Raw genomic sequence first — 19,050 nt, forward strand, 5'->3', positions numbered from 1 at the left:
CACCAGACGAATCGGCCCCACCAGCGGGGCCAATTTGCGTTCTGCGGCCAGCGCCCGCACGCGGCAGGCAAGAGCCCCGCCGACGGGGGACGCGGCGGGGCCGCTATCAGTGTGACAGGCGAGCGCGCGAACGGGTCTGCACCGCGCCGCGCGCCGTGCGCTGCCGAACGCGGCAGGCCGGGCGAGCAGCCGGGCCGAGAAACGGCAGGTCGGGCCGGCGGGCGAGGGGCCAAAGGCGGGGAGGCCTGCACGCAGGAGGTGGAGCGAAGGGACGAACGACAGAGCGAGCAGGCCGCGTCGGCCGTCAGAACACAAAGCCTCTTCCTCCGGCTATCGCGGAGAAAGACACCTCAAGCTCGTGAGGAGAAACGCTTCACCGGGCGGCAGCTCATCCACCGAGGATCCCGAACCCGACGGACCTGTGAGGGCAGAACGTGCGAGGACCGGCCGGCACCCAGCGCCACCGGTCTTTCCACAGACCTCGCACGGTCGGAGGTGTCGTAGGGGTCACCACGGCACCGACCGGACCACACACGTCCTGCCCGAGCGAACGCCGCCCCGGGCACATCAGAGATCCAGAACCTCTAACGGTGTCGTGCGCGACTGAGGTTGGGGCGTGTTGGCCTGGCGGGTTGGCTGATGGGTGATTACCGCTCTGCGGTGCGGTCGGAGACGAGGCCGGCGATGGCCAGATGGGTCTCGGTGTAGTACTCACGGCGGCCGAGGTACCGCTGGAGGGGCCTCCACTGCTTGTGCTCGGCGTTGGCGTGCTCGACGCATATCCGCTCCGAGGATTGCTTCTTGCGGGCCTCCTCCCAGACGGTCACCTCCGCGGCCGACGCGTCCTTGGCGGGCTTCTTCGGCGGCGCCTGGACCTGGCCGGGAAACCGTTTGGCCAGGCCCCGGTATCCGGCGTCGGCGGTCTGGGCGACGAGCGCATCGCGGACCTGCGGAGCTTTCCAGCCGCCTGGCAGGTGGATGAGCCGGACGTAGCGGCTGGCGCGGTCGACCAGTGTGCCAATCGCGGACCCCTGGCCCTTGCCGACGAGCAGGTCGCCCTCCCAGTGGCCGGCACGCTGCCGGTCCTCGGCCTCCCGGGGGCGGGTGTGGACCGGTCGCATGTTCGGGATGGCGTTCTTGGAGGGTATGCCGCGGCGCTGCTTCTTGCGGCGGGTGCGCCGAGTACGCAGCCGGGCGGTGCGCTTGTCCAGCAGCCCGTTGTAGAGGGCGCGGTAGATGGTCTCCGGGCAGGCGTTCATTTCAGGCAGGCCGGGGCTGGTCCGGGCGAGGTGACGGGTGATCTGCTGCGGCGACCAGTGCTGCTTCAGCTTGTCGTTGACGAGGTTGCGCAGCTCGGGGCTGGCCCGGAGTTTCTCCGGTTTCGGGCGGGCCCGGCGCAGGATGGCCTGGTTGTGGGACCGCCACGGGTTGTAGCGGCCCTCGGCGCCCCGGCCGCGGGAGATCTCCCGGTAGACGGTGGAACGGTGCTTTCCGATCTCCTCGGAGATTTGTGGGACCGTACGGCCGGCGAGCAGCCCTTCGGCGATCGTGATGCGGTCGTCCTGGGTGAGGTAGCGGTCGTCGATGGGCTTGTCGGGCAGGAGCATGCGTCCAGCTTTGATGAACCACAGCGAGCCCGCGCTGGTGGATACGCCCACTCGGCGGGCAGCGGCTGCCCCTTTCAGGCCACCTCTACGCAGTTCGAAGTACTCCTTCGGCACCGACAGCGGCAGACGGTTCGGCGGATACTTCGGCACGGGACGGACTCCTTCCATGGGTCGCAACCACCGATGGAAACCGCCCGGTTTACCCGGTCCTGTTCATTGACTGCGTGCACGTGAAGCTGCGCGACGGGAAGGTGGCCAACAGGCCGATCTACGTGGTCCTGGCGGTCACCGTCGAGGGTACCCGCGAGATCCTCGGGCTGTGGGCCGGCGACGGCGGCGAGGGCGCCAAGTACTCATAGTAGGCCTCGGGTTGGGGAGACGCCCCCCTGCGGAGGGGGTGGCGGATGTCGTCCCCGAGAACCTGAGGAGGCGTGTGATGACGGAATTTGTCGGTGGCCGGTCGCAGGCCGAGTACATGGCCCGAGTGCGGGACCTTCCGCAGAGGAAGTGCCTGGTCGTTGCCGTGGATGTCGGCAAACACAGCGCGATGGGCCTGATCGCTGATCACTGCGGGCAGATCTTCGGTGACCCGGTCGACTTCGCACTGACCCTGCCGGGGGCCACAGCCCTTGAACAGGCCGTCCGTTCGGCGGTCCACCACAGTGACGCGGCCAGCGTCCGGATCGGGATCGAAGCCGCGGGCCATTACCACCGGGCACTCGCCGCCCACCTGCGCGACCGGGGATTCGACGTCGTCGAGCTGAACCCGTACCAGGTCAAGCTGGCTCGGGGGCAGATGGGCCAGGCTCGGGTCAAGACTGATTTACGGGACTGCATGGCCATGATCGAGCTGCTCGTGCGCGGGCAGGGCTGGCCGCTGCGCGCAAGTGAAGAGGCCACGGCCGAACAGCGGGCCTGGGTGGCCCATCGTCGGCGCAAACTGCACGCCGCGAAGGCGCTGTGCGCTCAGATCCACGCCCTCGCGGACACCGCTGTCCCCGGCCTGACCGGCTGCTTCACCACCGGACTGGAGTCTCCGACCCTGCGCATGCTCCTGGCCACCCTGCCCGATCCGGGACGCATCGCCGCCCTCGACGTCACGGCCCTGGTCGGGCACGCGGCGGACCATGGCAGGCGAATGCTGCGACCGAAAGCGTCCCAGGTCATCACCGCTGCACGCGAGGCGATGTGCGTGCCCGAGGCCGACCGTGCGATCGCCGCCCGTCTGCTGACCGGCGAGATGGCCGAGTACGAGACCCTGCTTGCAGACCTCGGTGCGGCCGACCGGGAACTGGCCGGCCTGCTACAACACACCCCGGCCGGTGTCCTGCTGTCTGTCCCCGGGGTCGGCCCCGTGACGGCCTCCTATTACGGTGCCGCGCTCGGTGATCCGCACCGGTTCAGCAGCGCGGACGCGGCATGGCGATACGCCGGACTCGCCCCCACCAGCTACGAATCCGCCGGACACCGCGGGTCGGCCAGGATCAACAAGATCGGCTCGGTCGAGCTGCGTCAGGCGGTCATCACCCTCGGCGTGTGCGTCGCCCAGCACCATCCAGACTTCGCCGCCTACAAGCAGCGTCTGCGCGAGGCAGGGAAGAAACCCATGGTGGCGTCCATTGCCACCGCCCACCGCGTGCACCGCCTCACGTTCGCGCTGATGCGCTCCCAACAGCCCTACGACGCCGAGCGCTGGACTGCGGCCGTCACCGCCGGCCGGGCACGGAACCGGCCCGTCACGGCCTCCGCACAGGTGACCCGCACGACGTGACCGGCCCCGCGCGGCCACGATAGCCGCAGCTCACCGGGGCTACCAGGACTCCTCGCGAGCCTGCTCGCGAGGCGCGGGCGGCACCGGCCGGAATGACGTCGTCAAGTATCAGCGGCCCGTCCTTGGGACCGCGCAGCCAGCAAGACGTCCGGCCGGTCCCGCCACCGCGAGCGCGCACAACAGCCTGCAGCACGACTGCGACTACATGAGTAGGCGCCGCCCGGGAACGTCGTCCGCACCGCATGATCTACCTATACCGAAGATCGACAACCTGCCTTGCTCGGCGGGCCGATTCGCCATGCCCGCAAGGGACTTGACAAGCTCTCCAGAACAGCTGGCTCCAGGTGCTGACCGAGATCAAGAACCGCGGCACCGAAGACGTCTGCATGGTCGTCTGCGACGGCCTCAAGGGTCTCCCGGACGCGATCGGGGCGGTCTGGCCGCAGGCGATCACGCAGACTTGTGTCGTTCACCTGCTGCGGGCGTCGTTCCGTTACGCGGCCCGGCAGGACTGGGACAAGATCTCGAAGGCGCTCAAGCCGGTCTACACGGCCCCGACCGAGGACGCCGCCACGGAACGGTTCCTGGAGTTCAGTGACGTCTGGGGCGGGAAGTATCCAGCGATCGTGAGGCTGTGGGAGAACGCCTGGGCCGAGTTCGTGCCATTTCTCCAATTCGACACCGAAATAAGGCGAGTTGTGTGCACGACGAACGCCATCGAGTCGGTCAACGCGCGCATCCGCAAGGCCGTCCGCTCCCGCGGACATTTCCCGAACGAGCAGGCAGCGATCAAGTGCGTCTACATGGCCGTCATGAGCCTGGACCCGACGGGGCAGGGTCGCAAACGCTGGTCACAGCGATGGAAGGCCGCACTCAACGCCTTCGAGATCACCTTCGACGGGCGGCTCTCCGCCGCCCGCCGCTGACCCACTAACAACTCCAGAACCACCGTTAACTTTACAGACCCGATTGACAAGCAAGCAGTGAAGGTGCGTGAGTGGATGGAACGGACGGCCGCCGATGCAGGCTCATGAGGTCCGGCGCAGCCGGCCAGACAGTCTGAGGAAATGACACCGATCTGAGACAGTCGCCTGCCGACACGTCGTGAGACTGGAGGGGAACGTCCAGGTCATAGCGTCGGCGCATGACATCGGAAGTGAGAACCTACAGCAAATGTGGTCGGGTAGGTGCGGCGCATTACTGCGCCGCACCCCCCTCAGAACCGGACGTGCACCTCACGATGCATCCGGCTCAAGCGGGCCACGGCTCGCGAGCTAGTACTGCAACCGTGCTTGGCCCGGCCTTGAGGGTTTGTTGCGTCGCGGGCGGGTGTCACGTCTCCGTTCGTCGGGTTGACCCGTGGTGGTCGCCGCGGCAATGGAATACCGCGCGGTACTCCCTCGGCCGCTGGCCCATGTGTCTGGCAAAGATGCCGCTGAACGTCCCGGGGTCGCGGTACCCGACATCGGCGGCGATGCTTGCGATGGTCCTGTCAGTCGTCTCCAGAAGGTGTCTGGCGCGACGTACCCGGACCGTCTGCAGGTACGCGAGCGGCGTCTCGCCGGCTTCGTCGCCGAAGCGACGGAGCATGGTTCTCGTGCTTACGTGGAACTCCTGGGCGAGGGTGGGCAGGTCATAGCGAGCACTGAGGTTCTGGTCGAGCCACCGCTTGACGCTGAGCGAGAAGTCCCTGCCCACAGTGGGTATGAGAGCGGAGTCGACATAGGGAGCCTGCGTGGAACGTGCATCGTCGACAAGCGCGATACGCGCGGTGCTACGGGCGACACGGGGGCCGTCGTGCTCGCGGATGAACTGCAGCGCGAAGTCGTACATGGCACTGAAGGCCGCTGTGGTCGTCACGCCCCGGTCGGTCACGACCAAGCTCTCCGGGCGGAGGCGCACGTCGGCGTACCGGCGGGCGAAGCGATCCACGAACAACCAGGACGTGGTCGCTTCGCGCCCGCCGAGCAGCCCGGCTTCAGCGACCAGGAAGGCGCCCACGCAGATCGATACGACAGCGGCCCCCGAGGCCGCCTGCGATCGAATCGACGCTACTTCCGGTCCCAGGTTTGCGAGTGCCGCGTCGAGATCGAGCGTGGGCGAAAGCTCGAAGCCCGGCACGATCAGGACGTCTACGGGGCGAACCGCCGAGACGTCGAGGACCGAGCCGCCGGACGCCATCACACGCCGCCGGGGCGAGACGACCGACACCTCGTAGGCCGGCTGGACCGACCCTTGCGCCGCGGCAACGTGAGTTGCCATGGTCAGGAGGTCGGGGACTCCGAATACCTCCGACGCAAAGCAGCCAGGATAGGCCAGCACACCAATGCGCAGCGGACTCATGCGGCCCCTCCAGCACCTTTGAACGGGTGGCGATATTACCGGGATACGTGGCGATGCCGCCGCTTCTCAGGGAGGGCGGCCACTCGTCATCATCTCGGTCATGACAATCACGCGAGGTCAGAGCGACCCCTTGGACGACTTCTCACGGAGAGCCGTCAGCGTCGATGACGTCGGCAAGACCGTGTACGTTGCCGGGTCAGGACCGGCAGTCATCCTCATGCCCGAGATGCCGGGTATCAGCCCCGACGTCGCGCGGTTCGCGCGTTGGGTGCGCGATGCCGGCTTCTGCGTGTACTTGCCCTCTCTTTTCGGCGTCGACGGTGCCTATCCGGTCACCGAGGCACGGGAGACCATCGTTCGACGCGCGTGCGTCAGCGCCGAGTTCCGAGCGTTTGCCGGTGGCGGCACCAGCCCCGTCGTCACATGGCTGCGCGGCCTCGCTCGCCTGGCGCACGCCGAGCGTGGCGGGCCTGGCGTCGGCGCCGTCGGTCTGTGTTTTACCGGCAACTTCGCCTTGACCATGGCGCTCGAACCCGCTGTCATCGCACCAGTGGTCAACCATCCGTCGCTTCCGCTGGACGACCCCGGCGGCCTGGAGATCAGCGACGAAGACGCTGCTGCCGTGGCTGAACGCGTAGCGCGAGACGGATTGAAGGTTCTCGCCTACCGCTTCGACAACGACAGGTGGTGCACTGGCCAGCGGTTCGCGGCTTACCGAGCACTGCTCGGGGACGCATTCGACAGCCGCGTACTCAAAGCCGAGGCGGCGAACACGAACCCTCCGCCTTTCTTCCGTGATGTCGTCGGTTGCGCCCACAGCGTCGTCACGGCACACCTCGTCGACCAGGACGGTCACCCCACCATGCAGGCCCGGAACGAGATCATCGCCTTCCTGGCCGAGCGGCTCGGAGCGCGGCCGGAATGAGCCCTTGGCACTCCGACACCTGGTGATGCGACGGACCGCCGCCGCTTCCCGATGCGATCTGGCCGTCGACCTGGGGGCACTCGTGACCGCCCTCGGCGCCGCGAGTGGCGCAGGCCGCTCAGACTTCCCTACGTTCTTCTCCAGGACTGGGCGAGCCCTTCGTATGGTTGGCCCACCCAGGGGTGTCGGGTGTGGCTTTCAAACTTCTGCCGCTTGTGGCTTCCATCGGTTGACCGCCCGACGCCCCACGACGACTCGGCTGCTGTCGGTGCGGCCAACAGCAACAGACCTGGCCCACGCTGCGCGACCAGACCCGGCAGGTTCTCCACGAGATCCCTCTGCAGCCTGTTCGGTGCGAACGGGAACATCGCCTCGAACGCGCCCGTATCGAACCGTGCCCGGCCGAGCCGGGCAGGCAGCACGCACGAGACCAGGTGCCACTGCCCGCGCCCAATGCACATCAAGATCCGCAGGTGTCCCTCGCCAGCCCTCCGAACGGCGTAATCGCCTCCACCCGACTGGCCAACCAGTCCCCCACCACCACCAAACCCGACACCCACACTGAGTTCGGCCGGCAGCCCCCGCTGCGGAACAGCCGCAGCGCAGGTCACGCGCCGCAACTCAGCGAAATGAACCCGCCGCTGCGCAGCCCACCCCTCCTCCCCCAGGCCAGGCTGATACGCACTCGCACACCCCAACTGCCCCGGCTTCAAAACCTCGCCGAACGCGTCATGGTGCCCACCCAGCAACTGCGCCGTCTGATGACTCACCGACCGTCGCAGCAGCCGCCGGTCCCCCGGATAACCGGCCTCCTCGAACAATTCGACCAACGCCCAGTGCGTCGCCTTCTCATGCCGGAACACCTGCTCCCCCATCGCGCCGCGGGCAAACCGGTAGACCGGATCGCTGCATAACCCTGCGAAAAGCTCGGACACCTGCGCCTGGAACGGCGGTGTGATCTTCCCCAGGTCATGCAGTCCGGCCCAGAACGCCACCACCGAAGCGGCAGGGGTGCGGTGGGGCGCAGTCGCGATGCGGTCGGGCTTCCGCCAGCCGTGTAGGCCACGTTGAGCAACTCCCCAATTGGGGAGTCGTTAAGGCCGCTATATAGCGTGCTAGTCGTATCGCTACGAGTTGCCCCAGAAGTCGTGTTCGGTGTCGTTCGCATTATGTCGGCGGTTGCGATGTTGGACGGTGCGGCCAGCCGGGTGGATGGCCGCACCGCCGCGCTTCTCGACTCGCGTGTCCTATGCGCCGGACCTCGCACCCCCCATACCGTCGATGATCACATGATGTCCATTTTGTGACTGGAGGTGATCTCTGTGCCCACCGATGTCGTCTCGCTCCAGGCCATTGGTCTGACCGAGGTGAAACGCGCACTACAGCGCCGCCTTCAACTCGTGGCGGAAGGCGTGCATCAGACCAAGGTCTTCGTGGTCGTCAACGGCAAGGGCGGAGTCGGCAAAAGCTCCCTGTCCGCAGCCCTGGCCGCCGCCTGGGCTGCTATCGGGCTGCGAGTCCTGCTCATCGAAATGGACGAGCAGGGCAACAACGGCGAGGACCTCGGAACCACCGGAACCGTACTCGCAGATGACGGCGTAGCTCAGGCCGCCGCCATCCTCGATGGCAAGCCGCTCACCCCGACCGGCGAGGCACGCCCGGGGCTGTTTGTCGTGCCGGGCGGAGCTGTCCTCGAGGACGTCATCGAAGAGTTGTACTGCCAGCGGCGTCTCGCCTCACGTTGCGAAAGCCCTGAGGACCAGTCCGCATGGATGGGTATGTACACCGCGGCAATCGATGCTGTCCGCGACGTCTACGACGTGATCGTCCTCGATGTAGCACCCGGCTCGGAACCCCTGCAACTCCAGGCCCTCACTGCAGGGGACTTCGTGCTGGTCCCCTCCAAGTCCGACCCGTCCTCACGCAAGGGACTGCGTACCGTGGCCCGACGCTTCGGCCAAGCCCGCGCTCTCAACCCCATGCTCCGCTTGCTGGGTGTCGTCATCTTCGGCACCAATGCCAGCGCGACGAACGTCCAGACCAAGATCAAGGAGCAGTTGGAGGAAGACCTTAATGGCGCGGCTCCTGTTTTTGCCCAGACAATCCGCCACGTCGAGGCAGCGGCCGTCGCCTGCCGAGTGGCCGGACGGGTTGCCCACGAGATGCGGAGCAGTACCGCGATCGAACCCAGTGTCCGACGGTCCATGAAGGCGCTGGCAGGGGACTACCAGTCACTGGCCATCGAGATCATGCAGGCGAAGACCGCGCTTGACCGCGGCACCCGAACGGAAAGCGAAGCGGCATGAGCGACGTGACCAGCACGCCCTCGAAACGGGGCGGCCTTCCCGATGATGACGGCTTGGAGGCCTTCGCTGCAGCGGCTGGCACCGCCTTCAGCCCGCAGCCCAACCGCCGACGGGCCCCCATCCCGGATCCGCCCGCCACCGAGGCCGCTCCCGCACCGTTGGCACCCACCCACGCAGATCCCGAGCCAACTCTGCCCGCACGTGCCGAACCGGACAACGCGCGGCGTACGGAATCGGCGGTCGTCGTCGAAGTCAGGATGCCAACGGGGGAGAGGGGGCAGGAGGCAGGCCAGTGCACGATCATGGTCAGCTCCGACGTGCGTAAGCGGTTCGCGCATTACCAGCTCACGCAGAAGCTGAAGACCAGCCACGAGCCCACGAACGCTGTGGTGGTGCGTCGCGCTGTTCTCCACGCCAAGAGCCAGGACCTGTTTGCGGCCCTGCGCGAGGAACTGCGCCACCGTCGCCAGCCCGTCCAGGAGGAAGATCTCGACCCGGACGGGCTGTTCGGTGATGTGCCTGCCCGGCGCACGGCACGAGGATCGGTCAAGGACAGCCGTCAGCAGAGCTTCCGACCATCCACCCGCGAACTCGCGGTCATCGACGCTCTCGCTGCGGCGTACGCGTTCCCGAACCGGTCTGACTTTCTCAACAGTGTTCTGGACGCATTCTTGCCGGACTTGCCCGACGGTCCCCGCAAGCGAGGGCACAACCAGGCGTGAAGAAGCGGTCGGCGCGCGGCCACAACGAAAGGGGAGCGACCCCGCAAGCAGGCCACCCCCTTCTTCTGCTGTGTGCTGTCAGCGAGTTGTCTTCCGCATAGCGATCACCCGCTCGATCTTGCCGAGCGCGGCCGCGATCTCCGCCACCATCAGCATTGCGGCCTCTGGGTGCTCGTCGATCGCGCGCCGCACCACCGGGCGGCTGATGCCCTTCGCAGCGTCTTTGAGATGGCCGAGTGTCTGCATGAGCCGGCGAACGTCCTCCGATTCGGTCGGGTCGGGCGTCCTGTCGGCCTGCCCCTCGGTCGCGTCCGCCGGCTCGGCGGACCGGCCCGGCTCGCCGCCGCCGTCCACCGCTCCGTTGCTGGACTCGGTCGCCTGGGCCAGTGGCGCGGGCTCAAGGATGTTACGGACCACGCGGGCAACATCTGCGGGAGACTGGCCTGAAGAACTGGCGGGCAGCCGGCTCACCACGTCCTTCAGGGCACTGCTCGTTACGCGTGCTCCCGCCCGTGCCAGGGCGTCGTAGACCGCTACTGCGGCATCCTCGCCGTGGCTCTTGGCCACGGGAGTCAGTTCCCGGACCTGGGATTCCCGCGGACGCCACCCCAGGCCTGCAAGAGTTTCTCCTATCCGCCACTCGGACATCAGCCGCTGAGCGTGGGACTCGGAGATCTCCCAGTTGATCCAGACGTATTCGGCGAAGTTCGGAACCCCAGAGTTGCGATGAAGGTTGCCGGTCTTCATCGTTTCCAGGGACTTGCCAGCAATCCAGAAGGCCTTGTGGAGATTGTCGACGCCTGCTTTGCACGCCTCGAAGGTCTGCTGCTCCTGGAGCGTAAGTTCGCCGTCGCCGGCGGGCGGGCGGGGGAGTGGGATCGACTCCAGGGTGGTGCCGACGGGCGCCTTGATGACGACACTGGCGTCCCGGACTACGGCAGGATAGCCACCTCCCATGAGTCCGGTGCCTACGGTCTGCGCCTTTCCCGGCTCGTCGTCGCTGAACAGGTCGCCCATCAGGCCGTTGCCTTCCTACAGTGCTCATAGATTTCGGTGGTCAAGGACCGCATGTCATCCGCCAGGCCGACGATGGCCTCCGGTACGACGTCCGCGACCTTCGCGCGGCCGGCAGCTACGTCGTAGCCGCGGGCGCTCGTGGGGAGGAGTTCGGCGTACTCCGAGAACAGCAGACCCTTTTTGCGTGCGTTCCGGGCGGGCTTTTCCCGATAGCCGACCACGGTGGAGAGGATCGGGGTCGAGCTGCCAAGGACTTCCCGGATGTCTTCCTTCACCTCGGCGTGCATTGACGTGGCAGTCGGGTTCGAGGCGTAGAGGAAGGCGCCTCCCACCCGCAGGTGCGGGTTGATCTGACGGCGCACCATCTTGAAGTTCCGGCTGATGCGCTCCATGCCCAAAATGGAGGAATCATCCGAACGCGTGGGCACCACCAGAACGCGGGCCGCGGCGATGGCCAGCTGTTCCAGGGAGTCGTTCTCCGGGGCGCTGTCGATGACGATCTGGTCGTACCAGCCGGAGATCGGCGCCAGTGAGCGCGTCAGGGCGAGGGCGACGCCGGCGCCTTCGGTCATCATCCGGTGCATCAGCAGCTGGATCAGCTCGCCGACTGCTTCACCGCCTGGCACCACGTCAAGGTTGGGGCGCACTTCACGTACAGGCAGCAGCGGGATCCGCTCATAGACGGAGCGATACAAGCCTTGGCCGTTTATGACTGACGGGCCATCCGGGTGAATGCCCTTACCGAACCTCTTGATGCCGAGATCGTCATCGTCTTGGCTCGTCACGCAGATCAGCAGGGTGCGCCGACCCTCTGCTGCCGAGGCTGCCGCCAGATGTGCGGCGATGGTGCTCTTGCCCACGCCACCTTTGCCAGTGCCGACGATGACGCTGTTCGTTGGCGGGTCGATCAGTTCCACGGGATCGTTGAGCACCGGAACCGGCCTCCTTGCGTACCCCTCTTGCCGCGTCCGGAGTGGCGCCGCAACCGGCATCCTGGCACACCGCCCTCGGTCCATGGACCAATACCAGAGGAACTCCCCAATTGGGGAGTTTGAGGCACGGCCCAGTTCTCCCAAGTGCATCGCCAGCCGAGCAAGTCCGCAAGGTTGAGCGAGAGCCATCCCGACACCGAGAGGCGCTGCCGTTCCGGGGCCGCTGCTGCGATCAGCCGGGATGACGGAGAGATAGCCATGCCGGCGATTGTCGCCATCACCGGCACGGAATCGAGAGGCACCCCGTGCTCGGGACGCCGGGTCGGCCTTCAGCGAGACGAGCAACCACGTCGTGTCGTCAGGCTTCATCGAGACCAGTCGAACGGTGATGAGACGGAACGATGCATTGGGTTAAATCGGAAGTTGCGCGCGAAGCCGTTGAAAAGCGACCCATAGAATGGCACCTTACGCGCCCGATCTCGAAGTAGTCGATATGACGCAGTGCCGCCGCTCCTGGTAGGCCGTCAGGGAGCCGTACAGCCGTTTTCCCTGCCACCGAAACGGCGCCGAGGACTCCAAACGGTTGATGAAGCTGATCTACCGCACGCTTCTGCGGTCGATCTACGCCGACAAGGAGATCGCGGACGAGAGCATCCGCTCCAGCGGCCTGAACTGGACCGCGGTCTAGAGGCAATTAGGTGCGCGCGGACGGCCTCTGCACGCGCGCGTCGGCGGCCGTGATCGGCGCGGCCAGGGAAGCGGGTGTCTCCCGCCTGGACCCGACCTGGCTGACGCACGGCCCCGCCAAGGGCGCCTACAGCGCGGACGACCGGCTGCCGATGAGGGGCAACCCGACGATGACGCTGACAGACGCGGTCCTCGTGCCCGAGGTCGGACAGTTCGCCCCGGCCGCGCGGGTCGGGTTCCAGGTGCACTTCGTCGAGCGTGAGCCCGACATGATGGCCATCGGCGGACGGCTCCTTGCGGACGCCGGTCGGGACCTCGACATCATGGTCATCGACGTGGCGGTGATGGGCGGGGAGTGGCGGCAGGAGGTCCGGACCGAGGTCATCGAGCGCGTCCTGGCCGCGATGGCCGACGCCTGCGGTCTCGCCCAGCCGTCGCCGACCTGGTGGGTCAACTTCCGCGTGATCGACGAGGGCAGCTGAGGTTCGAGCGGCGGCGTGCTGTCCATCCTCCCCCTCCTCGAGAGCGGCGTGTTCACCGAGGAGAAGGTCAAGGCGATCCGCGCCGCGCTCTGCGCGTGACCCAGGGTCGGGGCGTCCCCCGATCAAATAGGGCGGACGCCCGGGCCAGGCGCGTTCTGCGCGGGCCCTGTCGCCCCGGTCAGCCCCTGGTCGCGGCGGAGATGAGGGCCTGGAGCTGTTCGGCGGCGTGGTCGAGGAGCTGCGTGCTGCGCTTGACGCGGCACATGGCCACCGTGCCCTCGACGGCCGCGACGATCAGTGTCGCGAGCTGCGCAGCCTGCTCGGCGTCGGCGCCGTACTCCCGCAGCGAGTCGGCGAGGAGGCCCTCCCACTGTTCGAAGACCTCGGCGGCGGCCGCCAGGGCGGGCGGGATCTCGTCGGCCGGGGGCTCCTCGATGGCCACGGCCAGGACGGGGCAGCCGGCGTTGAAGTCGCTCTCGACGACAATCCTCCGCCAGAGGTCCAAGAACGCCCTCACGCCCGCGGCCGGTCCCGCCTCAAGCTCCTTGCGCAGACTCCGCGCGACCCACTCGCCCGTGTAGCGGACCGCCTCGGTGGCCAGCTGCTGCTTACCCTCCGAGAAGTAGTGGTACGTCGAACCGAGCGGCGCCTTGGCGTGCTGGCCATCTCCCGAATGCTCGTCGCGCTCAGCTCGCGCCGGCTGATCATGTCCGCGGCGCAGGCCACGATCCGCTCGCGCGGCGGCGTGCTGCTCTTGGGTACCTGCACACTTTCCCTCTGAATATAACGGCCGTCATAGGACCTGCCATGCCCGTGAATCGATTGACCGCCCCAGCCGGTGCCCTCAGCAACCAGCGGCGCGCGACGATCCAGCGCGAACTTTCCGCTGTGCTGCTGCACTGGGAAGGTGCGCCCGACACGGAGTTCTTCCGCGCCCAGGCCTGGAGCTACCTCATCGAGCTGCCAGCGGACGCCCAGACGACCGCCGAGAACGAGGCGCCCCGCTTTCTCGTGGAGGTGACGGTGCCCCAGGGGACACTGTCCGAGCGGCGCAAGGCCGGCCTGATCGAGGAGGCCACGCCACCGTACTCACGGCTGCTGGACTGCCCTCGGCCGAGGCGCTACGCGTATGAGTGCTGGTGCACGAGCAGCCCGATGGCACCTGGGGCGCGGGCGGCTCCGTCGTCCGCTACGCCGGCCTGGTGGCCCTGGCGAAGGGCCACCAGGCCGATGCGTGAACTGACCTACGTCGCACGCCGCACCGTCGAGTGGCGCGAGGTTCCCGACCCCAAGGTCCAGTCCGATCAGGAGGCGATCGTCGCGCCGGTGGCCGCGACCTCCTGCGACGTGGACTCCTCGATCCTCGCCGGGCACGGCTTCATAGAACCGCCGCTCGCGCTCGGCCACGAGTGCGTGGCCCACGTCGGTGACGCGGTGACCGGCGTCGCTCCCGGCAACCTGGTCGTGGTGCCGTGGGCGATCAACTGCGGCACCTGCGCCAACTGCCGCGACGGCTCACCGTCCACTGCTCGTCGGTGCCGTACATGGCCATGTACGGGGCGCCGATTGGCGGCGACTGGGGCGGGCCCCTCTCCGACCTCGTCCGCGTACCGTACGCGGACGCCATGCTGGTCCCGCTGCCGACCGGCCTCGACCCGGTCACCATGGCCTCGGCCAGCGACAACTGGTCCCTGTCCTGACGCCTGGTCGCACCCCACCTGAAGGCCCGGCCGGGTGCGCGCGTCCTGGTCTTCGCCCGAGGCAGCATCGGCCTGTAGGTGTGCGACATAGCCCGCGCCCTTGGTGCCTCCGACGTCCTGTACGTCGACCCCGACCCTGAACACCGCTCCCTCGCCGAGAGCTACGGCGCACGCACCGCTGAGGCGATCGCCCCTGTCCCGCACGGTTTCGACCTCGCCGTCGAGGCCACCAGCCGCGTCGACCAGCTCGACCTCGCCGTCAGGTCCCTCGCTCCCGAGGGCGTCTGCGAGTCTGCCGGTAACCACTTCCGGCCCGGCGAACTGCCGCTCCTCGACATGTACCTCACCGGCGTCACCCTGCGCATCGCCCGCGACAACGTACGCGCCCGCATCCCCGACGCCCTCGACCTCGCCCTCTCGGGCACGGTCGCACCCGAACGCGTCGTCTCCCACGTCTTCGACTGGGAACAACTCCCCGATGCCCTGCCCGAGAGGCACCTCAAGCCCGTCTTCGTCCTCGACAACACCCCGCCCCAGGCCGCACGCTGACGACCGAACCGCGGCCCGCGGCCACACACGCCCGTCGTCGGCGGGGCTCGGACCAGCAGGATGAATACCTCTGCCGTATCACTTGATACCGAGGGCGTCATCCTGCCTGGTTAGGCAGATCAGCAGCGTGTACCGGTCCTCTGCTGCCAACGCGCCGGCCACGGCCGCGTCCAGGCAGGCGCGGTACGCGCATCCTTGACACACCGGAATCTGCCCGTAGAGCGGCATCGAGGTCGGGCTCCCCAATTGGGGCTCTCCTGCCGCATGTGTGGGTGCTGTGACCTGGGCTGATACGTGAAACACGCCGCTTCCTGTGATCCTTGAGGTGTCTAGGCTCAAGTTTGATCAAGCAGAGAAACGGCGTGTCTTTCTTCAGGATATGGAAGCGGACGCTGACGGCCGAACACACGGTGGTCGAGGGCGTCCGGATCGACGAGAACGAACAGTGTGTGGTCGTGTCGGTACGGCCTGACACGAGACGTCGGCAGCGGTGCGGCCGGTGCCGGCGCCCGGCGCCCTGGTTCGACGCCGGGCGGGGCCGACGTCGGTGGCGGGACCTCGACCACGGCGTGATGCGGGTCTTCCTGGAGGCCGACGCGCCGCGGGTGGACTGCCGCCGGCACGGAGTGACGGTGACGGCGGTGCCCTGGGCTCGTCACGCTGCCGGACACACCTACGCCTTCGATCAGCAGGCCGCCTGGATGGCCGCCGAGTGCTCCAAGAGCGCGACCGCACAGTTGATGCGGACTTCCTGGCGCACGGTCGGGGCGATCGTGGAGCGGGTGGTCGCCGACCGCGACCGGGCCGTCGACCGGCTGGCCCGCCTGTGGCGGATCGGCATCGACGAGATCAGCTACCGCAAGGGGCAGAAGTACATGACCGTGGTCGTCGACCACGACACCGCCCGCGTGGTGTGGATGAGCGACGGGCACGGCAAGGACGTCCTGCACCGCTTCTTCGACGCTCTCGGCGCTGAACGGGCCCGCACCCTCACGCACATCTCCGCCGACGGCGCCGGCTGGATCGCCGAGGTCCTCCTCGATCGGGCCCCCGGCGCGATACGGGTGATGGACCCCTTCCACGTCGTCGCCTGGGCCACCGAGGCGCTGGACGCCGAGCGCCGGGCCTCGTGGAACCGGGCCCGCCGCGAGCTCGGCGACCGCGACAGGGCCCGGGCGCTGAAGGACTCCCGCTTCGCGCTGTGGAAGAACGCCGACGATCTGACCGACCGACAGGCCGCCAAGCTCACCTGGATCGCCGCCACCGATCCGCGCCTGCACCGGGCCTGGCGCCTGAAGGAGGCCCTGCGGGCCGTGTTCGCCCTGGCCAAGTCCCGCCCCACCGCCGCCCTGCGGGCCCTGGACCGGTGGATCGGCTGGGCCCGCCGCTGCCGCATCGACGTCTTCGTCGACCTCCAGCGCAAGATCATGCGGCGCTACGAGGCCATCCGCTCCGCGCTGGCCACCGGCCTGTCCAACGGGCTGATCGAGTCCACCAACACCAAGACCCGGCTCATCATCCGACGCGGCTTCGGCTTCCACAGCGCCGACGCCATCATCGCCCTCGTCATGCTCACCCTCGCCGGCCCCCGCCCCACCCTCCCCGGACGCCAACCCGCCACAGAGTGACCCACTCATGCGGCAGGAGAGCCCCAATTGGGGAGTTCACGGCACAGCCCAGTTTCCCCAAGGGTTCTATCCACCCGTCGTCGACGCAGGACGAGTGACGTACAGTCACTCAGCCGTACACCGGCAGAGCCCAGTCCACACGGCTGAGGGGCTCATACGGGGTACGTCCGCCGTTGCGTACCGCCCTGTGACATCAGCTTGTCGTTCCGCCGTGCATCTCACTTCTCGGCCGGGCAGGCTCACGGAGCGGGGTGATATTACGGCGTAATACTTGGTGTCCTGTTCCAGATCAGTGTGGGCAAGCCTCTGGCCTGCAACCCCTGGAGATTTCCGGGACATGGTTTCCGGAATCCCTCCCCGGTAAGCCCGAGGATCTGCGCGTGGGAGGACATGACGCTCTTCGCCGCGTCAGCTCTGCAGTTCTTCGATGCCGCGCTCGGTGAAGTACACGCACAGGAAACTCTCCTCCAGGAGGCGGATCGCCTCATAGCCATGGCGTGGCGCCTCATCCAGGAGCGCCAGCCCGGTCGCCGGTGGCCGCGCTCTCGAACCCCGGGTTCAGCTCGACGGACACCGGCAGGCGATGAGTGGAGAGCCACTCGAAGGTGACCTCCTCCTTGCCGCACCTCTCTCGAGCGTCAGGTGACCATCGTCCGTGATCATGTGCTGGCCGGCCGGGCCTTCTCGGGCCTGGACGATCTGGACGGGGCGTTCATGGCCTGGGTCCCCCAGCGCCGGGCCCGCACCCACCGCACCCACGGCGAAGTGATCGGCGTGCGGGCCGGGCGGGATCATGCCGCGCTGCGGCCGGTGCCCGCTCGCCCCTACGTTGTCGCCGACCGGTTTCTGCGGCACGTGGCCAAGGACTGCCTGGTCGCTTTCGACGCCAACTTGTACTCGGTGCCCGCCGTCAAGGTCCGCCACCGGCAGTTGGTCGAGGTCAGGGCGTCGGCGGCCACGGTCGCACTGCATTCCACGGTGCCCGACGCGCAGGGCATCACGCTGCTGGCTGTCCACCCACGCGCGGTCGGCCGCGGCGCCCGCATCGTGGACGAGGCCCACTGGCAGTGCCTGCCCGACGGACATACCCGCGCCACCACCACCGATCCCGGCACCCCCGCAGCCAGGCCGGCCCGCACGGACACCGAGCCCGGCGGGCTTGTCTCCCTGCTGACCCGGGCCCGGGCCGCACAAGTCCACGTCGGCACCCGGCCGCTGGCGCTCTACGACCAGATCACCGGCACTCGCCCCTTCACCCCCGCCCCCATCGACCCCAAGGACATGCGTTGAGCGAGCTGGTCACCGCCCGGATCCGCACCACCGCCACCAAGCTCGGCCTGCCTCACCTGACCCAGTCGCTGGCCGAGTACGTCGGCCGGGCCGATGCCAGTCAGATGGCCTACCTCGACTTCCTCGACCTCGTCCTGGAAGAAGAACTCGCCGTCCATGAAGAGCGCCGCTTCCGTCATGCCCTGCGGCTTTCCCGGCTGCCGCACTACAAGACGATCGAGGAGTACGACTTCTCCTACCAGCCCGAACTCGACCCCAGGAAGGTCAAGGACCTGGCCACCCTCGCGTTCGTCGAGGCCAAGGCCAACGTTGCTCTGCTGGGCCCGCCGGGAGTAGGGAAAACACACCTCGCGGTCGCCCTGGCGGTCGCCGCCTGCCGGGCCGGCTACACGATCTACTTCACCACCCTCGACGACATGGTCCGCCAGCTCAAAGCCGCCGACTCCATCGGCCGCCTGGCCAGCAAACTCCGCACCTACCTGCGGCCAGGCGTCCTCGTGGTCGACGAGGTTGGATACCTCCCGCTGGAGCGTGACGAGGCGAACCTCGTCTTCCAGATGCTCTCCAAGCGCTACGAAAAGGGCTCCACCTTGCTGACATCGAACAAAAGTTTCAGCGAGTGGGGGCAGGTCTTCGGCGACGACGTCCTGGCCACCGCCATCATTGACCGCCTCCTCCACCACTGCGAGATCCTCGCGATCAACGGCGCCAGCTACCGGCTGAAGAACCGCCTCACCGCCATCGAAGGCGGCGTCACCGCCGTCAGCTGACACGGTCTCAAGCTCTGCGCATCAGCCCGTACATACCTCTGCACTACAGCCCGTACGCCGACAACAGGGGTCTCCCGTGTCGGATGGGTGGCACGGTGCGCGTTCACCGCACCCATCCGGCGCTGGAGCAGCTCGAAATTCGGGCGCCCTGCCGGGTCCAGGGCCTCTCAGGGCCCAGAGAGTACTGGGGCTGCCCAGACTTCGCCGGGGGCAGGACACACGTCATTACGCGGCGGGCATGCTCACGGAGCGGGTGGATATTACGGCGTAATACTTGGCAAAGCTACCGTGTTGATGCCGCATCTGATCGCGAACGTTAGT

Annotated in this window: 13 protein-coding genes and 7 pseudogenes; 12 read left to right on the forward strand and 8 right to left on the reverse strand. The window is 67.7% G+C overall.

Annotation, left to right across the window (positions count from 1 at the left end; all coding sequences use genetic code 11):
- Positions 1–647: 647 nt before the first annotated feature.
- On the reverse strand, positions 648–1,757 hold the full coding sequence (locus OG395_RS55610) for an IS30 family transposase (protein WP_327249830.1): 1,110 nt from the start codon (positions 1,755–1,757) through the stop codon (positions 648–650).
- A 38-nt stretch (positions 1,758–1,795) separates the two neighbouring features.
- Between OG395_RS55610 and OG395_RS55615 the strand changes: the two are divergent.
- The 3 genes and pseudogenes from OG395_RS55615 to OG395_RS55625 all read left to right on the forward strand — a co-directional run.
- Positions 1,796–1,960 (forward strand): annotated as a pseudogene (locus OG395_RS55615) (transposase); the annotation flags it as partial.
- 83 nt (positions 1,961–2,043) lie between these two features.
- Complete coding sequence (locus OG395_RS55620; protein WP_327249831.1) at positions 2,044–3,378, forward strand: IS110 family transposase; 1,335 nt, start codon at positions 2,044–2,046, stop codon at positions 3,376–3,378.
- A 335-nt stretch (positions 3,379–3,713) separates the two neighbouring features.
- A pseudogene (locus OG395_RS55625) lies at positions 3,714–4,304 on the forward strand (IS256 family transposase); the annotation flags it as partial.
- A gap of 406 nt (positions 4,305–4,710) precedes the next feature.
- On the opposite strand, the gene OG395_RS55630 reads toward OG395_RS55625, so the two are convergent.
- On the reverse strand, positions 4,711–5,721 hold the full coding sequence (locus tag OG395_RS55630) for a GlxA family transcriptional regulator (RefSeq protein ID WP_327249832.1): 1,011 nt from the start codon (positions 5,719–5,721) through the stop codon (positions 4,711–4,713).
- A 100-nt stretch (positions 5,722–5,821) separates the two neighbouring features.
- On the opposite strand from OG395_RS55630, the gene OG395_RS55635 reads away from it, so the two are divergent.
- Positions 5,822–6,646, forward strand: a complete 825-nt coding sequence (locus OG395_RS55635; protein WP_327249833.1) for a dienelactone hydrolase family protein — start codon at positions 5,822–5,824, stop codon at positions 6,644–6,646.
- A 128-nt stretch (positions 6,647–6,774) separates the two neighbouring features.
- On the opposite strand, the gene OG395_RS55640 is transcribed toward OG395_RS55635, so the two are convergent.
- Positions 6,775–7,680, reverse strand: a complete 906-nt coding sequence (locus OG395_RS55640; RefSeq protein WP_327250145.1) for an HD domain-containing protein — start codon at positions 7,678–7,680, stop codon at positions 6,775–6,777.
- A gap of 288 nt (positions 7,681–7,968) precedes the next feature.
- On the opposite strand from OG395_RS55640, the gene OG395_RS55645 reads away from it, so the two are divergent.
- Positions 7,969–8,952 carry a ParA family protein gene (locus OG395_RS55645; protein ID WP_327249834.1) on the forward strand — a complete coding sequence of 328 codons (984 nt, stop codon included), beginning with the start codon at positions 7,969–7,971 and terminating at the stop codon, positions 8,950–8,952.
- Positions 8,953–9,005: 53 nt separating this feature from the next.
- Positions 9,006–9,674, forward strand: coding sequence for a hypothetical protein (locus tag OG395_RS55650; RefSeq protein WP_327249835.1), 669 nt, complete (start codon positions 9,006–9,008; stop codon positions 9,672–9,674).
- 78 nt (positions 9,675–9,752) lie between these two features.
- Here the strand turns inward: OG395_RS55650 and OG395_RS55655 are convergent, their stop codons facing one another.
- Complete coding sequence (locus tag OG395_RS55655) at positions 9,753–10,691, reverse strand: hypothetical protein (protein ID WP_327249836.1); 939 nt, start codon at positions 10,689–10,691, stop codon at positions 9,753–9,755.
- Positions 10,691–11,623, reverse strand: a complete 933-nt coding sequence (locus OG395_RS55660; RefSeq protein WP_327249837.1) for a ParA family protein — start codon at positions 11,621–11,623, stop codon at positions 10,691–10,693. Before OG395_RS55660 ends, OG395_RS55655 begins: the two co-directional genes overlap by 1 nt.
- 839 nt (positions 11,624–12,462) lie before the next feature.
- Here OG395_RS55660 and OG395_RS55665 point away from each other — a divergent pair.
- A pseudogene (locus OG395_RS55665) lies at positions 12,463–12,891 on the forward strand (tautomerase enzyme).
- A gap of 79 nt (positions 12,892–12,970) precedes the next feature.
- On the opposite strand, the pseudogene OG395_RS55670 reads toward OG395_RS55665, so the two are convergent.
- Positions 12,971–13,500, reverse strand: a pseudogene (locus tag OG395_RS55670) (TetR/AcrR family transcriptional regulator).
- 99 nt (positions 13,501–13,599) lie between these two features.
- Here OG395_RS55670 and OG395_RS55675 point away from each other — a divergent pair.
- Together OG395_RS55675 and OG395_RS55680 are read left to right on the forward strand one after the other, a co-directional pair.
- Positions 13,600–14,030 (forward strand): annotated as a pseudogene (locus tag OG395_RS55675) (tautomerase family protein).
- Positions 14,023–15,041: pseudogene (locus tag OG395_RS55680) on the forward strand (zinc-dependent alcohol dehydrogenase). Before OG395_RS55675 ends, OG395_RS55680 begins: the two co-directional pseudogenes overlap by 8 nt.
- 78 nt (positions 15,042–15,119) lie before the next feature.
- Here OG395_RS55680 and OG395_RS55685 read toward each other — a convergent pair.
- Positions 15,120–15,287, reverse strand: coding sequence for a hypothetical protein (locus tag OG395_RS55685; protein WP_327249838.1), 168 nt, complete (start codon positions 15,285–15,287; stop codon positions 15,120–15,122).
- Between the two features lie 116 nt (positions 15,288–15,403).
- Between OG395_RS55685 and OG395_RS55690 the strand changes: the two genes are divergently transcribed.
- Positions 15,404–16,669 carry an ISL3 family transposase gene (locus tag OG395_RS55690; protein WP_327241578.1) on the forward strand — a complete coding sequence of 422 codons (1,266 nt, stop codon included), beginning with the start codon at positions 15,404–15,406 and terminating at the stop codon, positions 16,667–16,669.
- 429 nt (positions 16,670–17,098) lie between these two features.
- Here OG395_RS55690 and OG395_RS58975 read toward each other — a convergent pair.
- A pseudogene (locus tag OG395_RS58975) lies at positions 17,099–17,191 on the reverse strand (PadR family transcriptional regulator); the annotation flags it as partial.
- A 120-nt stretch (positions 17,192–17,311) separates the two neighbouring features.
- On the opposite strand from OG395_RS58975, the gene OG395_RS55695 reads away from it, so the two are divergent.
- Positions 17,312–17,959, forward strand: a complete 648-nt coding sequence (locus tag OG395_RS55695; protein ID WP_327249839.1) for a Mu transposase domain-containing protein — start codon at positions 17,312–17,314, stop codon at positions 17,957–17,959.
- Positions 17,956–18,729, forward strand: a complete 774-nt coding sequence (gene istB / locus OG395_RS55700) for an IS21-like element helper ATPase IstB (protein ID WP_327242966.1) — start codon at positions 17,956–17,958, stop codon at positions 18,727–18,729. Before OG395_RS55695 ends, istB begins: the two co-directional genes overlap by 4 nt.
- Positions 18,730–19,050 lie beyond the last annotated feature (321 nt).

The sequence above is a fragment of the Streptomyces sp. NBC_01320 genome, from assembly GCF_035974375.1.
Classification (GTDB): domain Bacteria; phylum Actinomycetota; class Actinomycetes; order Streptomycetales; family Streptomycetaceae; genus Streptomyces; species Streptomyces yanii.